The organism is Burkholderia sp. E168m23, from assembly GCF_016586125.1.
GTDB classification, from domain to species: Bacteria; Pseudomonadota; Gammaproteobacteria; order Burkholderiales; family Burkholderiaceae; genus Burkholderia; species Burkholderia orbicola.
Genome location: NZ_BCPP01000737.1, coordinates 1 through 3,659, shown reverse-complemented (window position 1 = coordinate 3,659; position 3,659 = coordinate 1). Strand labels below are relative to the sequence as shown.

At 68.6% G+C, this 3,659-nt stretch carries 3 protein-coding genes; 1 reads left to right on the top strand and 2 read right to left on the bottom strand.

Annotated features, from left to right (window positions below):
• Positions 1-632: HAD family phosphatase (locus JMF90_RS28565; RefSeq protein ID WP_201325731.1), on the top strand; the 632-nt coding region annotated here is incomplete at its 5' end.
• A gap of 89 nt (positions 633-721) precedes the next feature.
• Here JMF90_RS28565 and JMF90_RS28560 read toward each other — a convergent pair.
• Together JMF90_RS28560 and JMF90_RS28555 are read right to left on the bottom strand one after the other, a co-directional pair.
• Positions 722-1,537 carry a lysozyme inhibitor LprI family protein gene (locus tag JMF90_RS28560; RefSeq protein ID WP_011545954.1) on the bottom strand — a complete coding sequence of 272 codons (816 nt, stop codon included), beginning with the start codon at positions 1,535-1,537 and terminating at the stop codon, positions 722-724.
• Positions 1,537-3,659 (bottom strand): arginine/lysine/ornithine decarboxylase (locus JMF90_RS28555; RefSeq protein ID WP_201325730.1); only part of this gene is annotated, 2,123 nt, incomplete at its 5' end. The genes JMF90_RS28555 and JMF90_RS28560, both read right to left, overlap by 1 nt.

The following is a 3,659-nucleotide window of genomic DNA, read 5'->3' as shown; positions in this document are numbered from 1 at the left end:
AGCGGACCATCATGAACACGTGGATCGACGTGTCGAATGCGCACGGCGTCGTGCTGACCGAGATCGATTACCTGCAGATCGTCGGCCGGTCGTTCGCCGAGGGCCAGGTGATCCTGGCGCGGTTGATCGGCGACCCCGATACGTTCGACGCGGTGCGCATCCGCGTGCGCGAGCAACTCGCCGCCCCCGAACCCCATCCGAAGTTTCCGCTGAAGCCGGGCGCGCTCGAGCTGCTCGAAACGCTCGCGCGGGCGGGCATTCCGTGCGCGGTCGCGTCGTCGTCCGCGGGCGACGTGATCCGCGCGCGGCTCGGCGCGGTCGGCGTGCTGCCGTTCTTCCGTGCGATCGCGGGCGGCGACGAAGTCGCGCGCGGCAAGCCCGACCCGGCCGTCTACCGGCTCGCGGCCGAGCGTCTCGGCGTGCCGGCCCACGCGTGCGTCGCGTTCGAGGACAGCGACTTCGGCGCGCAGTCGGCCGCCAGCGCGGGTGCTGCCGTCGTCACCGTGCCCGACCTGAAGGCGCCGACGCCCGAGATCGTCGCGCTGAGCCTGCACGTGCTCGCGTCGCTCGACGATGCGGTCGCGCTCGTGCCGTCGTGGTTCGGGCTGCAGGGCACGTCGCAGCCCGCGTAGGCCCGCGTAGGCAATACGCCGCGCCATGCAAAACGGGCACCCGAGGGTGCCCGTTTCGTCGTGTCGCCCACTCGAAAGCGGCGCGTCCTTTACCGGTTGCCGGCCGTCTCCGACAGCCGCTTCATCGTCGCGATGCGCGCACCGATCAGGTCGACGCGTCCGTCCTCGCCGACGAGCGGCGCCGTCGCATCGCGGAACGCCACCCACGCGCGCTGCGCGCGCACGAGCGTCGCGGCCGAATGCGCGGGCATCTTGCGGCGCAGCTTCTGGTAATAGCGGTTCAGGTCGAACAGCGCGTGTTCGCACGCGGCGTCCTGCACGCACGGCCGCACGCGGCGGATCGCCGGATCGCGCGACGCATTCGCCGGCTTGGCGCCAGCCGGCGCACCCGCACCACCGCCCTGCGCACCGCTCGTCGCCGCGACCGGCACGGCTGCCGGCGGCGGGGCATAGCGATCGGCCGCCCCGCGCAGCGCCAGCGCGCGATCGCGCACCGGCTGCAGCTGCAGGTCGGCGCTCGACATCGCATATGCGGTGCCGCGCGTCGTGTCGTACACGGCCTTCAGCAGCAGCACTTCGTCCTTGCGCCACGTGAGCCAGCGGCGCTGGCTGTCCTGCCAGCCGCGCTTCGCGTCGGCCGGCGCATCCTTCGACAGGCGCTGGTACGCGCCGTCCATCACTGCCTGCCACTGCTGCTGCGCTTCGCCCATGCACTGGATCTGCCCGGCCGGCGACGACCGGTCGCGCCGCGCGAGGCATTGCCGCATCGCGACATCGATCGGGTCGGCCGCCGCGACTTCCGCGTGGGCGACGCCCGCGCCCGCGAGCCCCGCCAATCCTGCCGTCCAGACGACGAGCGCGGCCAGCGCCGCGCGCATCGTCCGGAATCGTCCGCGCGGCGCCATCAGTCGCGCACGCAGTCGACGAAGTACTCGACGCGGCCGTTCACCTCTTCCGCGACGAGGCCGTGGATGTCGGTGTGGAAGCCCGGGAAACGCTCGTTGAAGTCGCGCGCGAACCGCAGGTAGTTCACGATCGTCTTGTTGAAGCGCTCGCCCGGAATCAGCAGCGGGATGCCCGGCGGATACGGCGTGAGCAGGATGCTCGTCACGCGGCCTTCGAGCTCGTCGAGCGGCACGCGGTCGATCTTGCGGTGCGCGAGCTTCGCGAACGCGTCCGACGGCTTCATCGCCGGCTCCATGTCCGACAGGTACATCTCGGTCGTCAGGCGGGCGATGTCGTTCGCGCGGTACACGTCGTGGATCTGCGTGCACAGGTCGCGCAGGCCGACGCGCTCGTAGCGCGGATGCTGCGCGACGAATTCCGGCAGCACGCGCCACAGCGGCTGGTTGTTGTCGTAGTCGTCCTTGAACTGCTGCAGCTCGGTCACCATCGAGTTCCAGCGGCCCTTCGTGATGCCGATCGTGAACATGATGAAGAACGAGTACAGGCCGGTCTTCTCGACGATGATCCCGTGCTCGGCCAGGTACTTCGTGACGATCGCGGCCGGAATGCCGGTCTCGCCGAACTCGCCGTCGACGTCGAGCCCCGGCGTGATGATCGTCGCCTTGATCGGGTCGAGCATGTTGAAGCCTTCCGCGAGCGGGCCGAAGCCGTGCCAGTGGTCGTTCGGCTTCAGCATCCAGTCCTCGCGCGAACCGATGCCTTCCTCGGACAGGTTGTCCGGGCCCCACACGCTGAAGAACCAGTCGTCGCCGTACTCGGCGTCGACCTTGCGCATCGCGCGGCGGAAGTCGATCGCCTCGGCGATCGATTCCTCGACGAGCGCGGTGCCGCCCGGCGGCTCCATCATCGCGGCCGCGACGTCGCACGACGCGATGATCGCGTACTGCGGGCTCGTCGACGTGTGCATCAGGTACGCCTCGTTGAAGCGGTGCTTGTCGAACGTGCGGTTCTCCGAATCCTGCACGACGATCTGCGACGCCTGCGAGATGCCCGCGAGCAGCTTGTGCGTCGAGTGGGTCGCGAACACGAGCGCGCCCGTGCGCGGACGGCCGTCGCCGATCGCGTGCATGTCGCGGTAGAAATCGTGGAACGTCGCGTGCGGCAGCCATGCTTCGTCGAAGTGCAGCGTGTCGAGCAGATCGCCGAGCAGGTCCTTGATCATCTCGACGTTGTACACCACGCCGTCGTACGTGCTCTGCGTGATCGTCAGGATGCGCGGCTTCATGTCCGGGTTCTGGCGCATCGCCTCGCGCGCGAACGGGTTCGCCTCGATCTTCCTGCGGATGTTCTCCGGCTTGAATTCGTCGCGCGGGATCGGCCCGATGATGCCGAAATGGTTGCGCGTCGGCGTGAGGAACACCGGAATCGCGCCCGTCATCGTGATCGCGTGCAGGATCGACTTGTGGCAGTTGCGGTCGACCAGCACGATGTCGCCCGGTGCGACCGTCGCGTGCCAGACGATCTTGTTCGACGTCGACGTGCCGTTGGTCACGAAGAACAGGTGATCGGCGCTGAAGATGCGCGCCGCATTGCGCTCGGACGCCGCCACCGGGCCGGTGTGGTCGAGCAGCTGGCCGAGTTCGTCCACCGCGTTGCAGACGTCCGCGCGCAGCATGTTCTCGCCGAAGAACTGGTGGAACATCTGGCCGAGCGGGTTCTTCAGGAACGCGACGCCGCCCGAGTGGCCCGGGCAGTGCCACGAGTACGAGCCTTCGTCCGCGTACTTGACGAGTTCCTTGAAGAACGGCGGCGCGAGCGAGTCGAGATAGACCTTCGCTTCACGGATGATGTGGCGCGCGACGAACTCCGGCGTGTCCTCGAACATGTGGATGAAGCCGTGCAGCTCGCGCAGGATGTCGTTCGGCAGATGGCGCGACGTGCGCGTCTCGCCGTACAGGAAGATCGGGATGTCCGCGTTGCGGCGGCGCACTTCGGTGACGAACGCGCGCAGCTCGATGATCGCGGTCGCGAGCTCGGGCAGCTCGCCGTCCGGGCCGGTTTCGCCGAGCATGAGTTCGTCGTCGTCGATCGACAGGATGAAGCACGACGCGCGGCTCGATT

Bases quoted from the DNA above. Each gene is read 5' to 3' on its own strand.
- JMF90_RS28560 (WP_011545954.1), bottom strand. From the start codon at position 1,537: ATGGCGCCGCGCGGACGATTCCGGACGATGCGCGCGGCGCTGGCCGCG.